This is a genomic window from Vibrio sp. 779(2023) (assembly GCF_033344285.1).
Classification (GTDB): Bacteria; Pseudomonadota; Gammaproteobacteria; order Enterobacterales; family Vibrionaceae; genus Vibrio; species Vibrio alginolyticus.
Window position 1 is genome coordinate 1 of the sequence record NZ_JAWPOM010000255.1, and the last position, 1,006, is coordinate 1,006.

Genomic DNA, 1,006 nt, shown 5'->3' on the forward strand with positions numbered 1-1,006 from the left:
CGAAGATCGTTTGCGATCTTCATGATCGCAACTGCTGCTGTTTTGAGCTGTCCAGACAGTGCGACGATCGCATCCTGGCTGCTGAGGTTGAAGAAGAAATTGTCGCTTGAAGTAAAGGTGACTCGAGTGGACTGAGTGAGGTTGTCTGCAAACAGAGAGGCAAAACGCGGATCGGCGTTGATCCCTGTGCCAACGGCAGTGCCGCCTTGAGCAAGGGCTTTCACCATCGGCAGTGTTTGTTCAATGGCTTGTTTAGCGTGTTCAATCTGGAATTGCCAGCCGCCCAGCTCTTGCGCGAAAGTGATTGGCCTGGCGTCCATCAAATGGGTTCGGCCTGTTTTTACCACACCTTGCAAAGCTTGCTTCTTGGTTTCTAGGCTTTGGCTAAGATGAGCCAGTGCAGGCAACAACTTGTGTTCAATAGCAAGTGCTGAGCTGACTTGAATCGCCGTCGGCACCACATCGTTACTGCTTTGACCCATGTTAACGTGGTCATTCGGGTTGACGTTGCCGCCAAGCAATTCAGACGCGAGCGTGGCAATCACTTCATTGGCGTTCATGTTGGAGCTTGTCCCAGAACCGGTTTGGAACAGGTCGATAGGGAACTGATCGAGATGTTGCCCATCAATAATGGCTTGCGCAGCGTCTGCAATCGCATTAGCAATATCACCTTCTAGTAACCCTAGTTGTGCGTTGGTCAGTGCTGCCGTCTGTTTGATGTGGGCTAAAGCTTGGATGAAACCGCTTGGCATGGTGTGCTGGCTGAATGCGAAGTTATCGATAGCGCGCTGAGTTTGCGCTTGATACAAGGCATTCGCCGGGACTTTTACTTCGCCCATGCTGTCGGTTTCAATACGAAATTCGGTGGTCATAGTAGGGTTCCTTTCGTTTAATCAAGAGAAGTCTGAATGAGGCGTAATTGTTGTTGTAATTGGAGAAACTTTACGTCGCCATGTTCAAACTGATAGTAGTAACGTTTGAGGCAGAATAAGGGCGTGTGAACCGA

At 49.9% G+C, this 1,006-nt stretch carries 1 protein-coding gene; it reads right to left on the reverse strand.

What is annotated here, in order from left to right; translation table 11 throughout:
- A partial coding sequence (locus tag R8O70_RS26445) for a lyase family protein (protein ID WP_318184617.1) occupies positions 1–872 on the reverse strand: 872 nt, incomplete at its 3' end.
- Between the last annotated feature and the right edge of the window lie 134 nt (positions 873–1,006).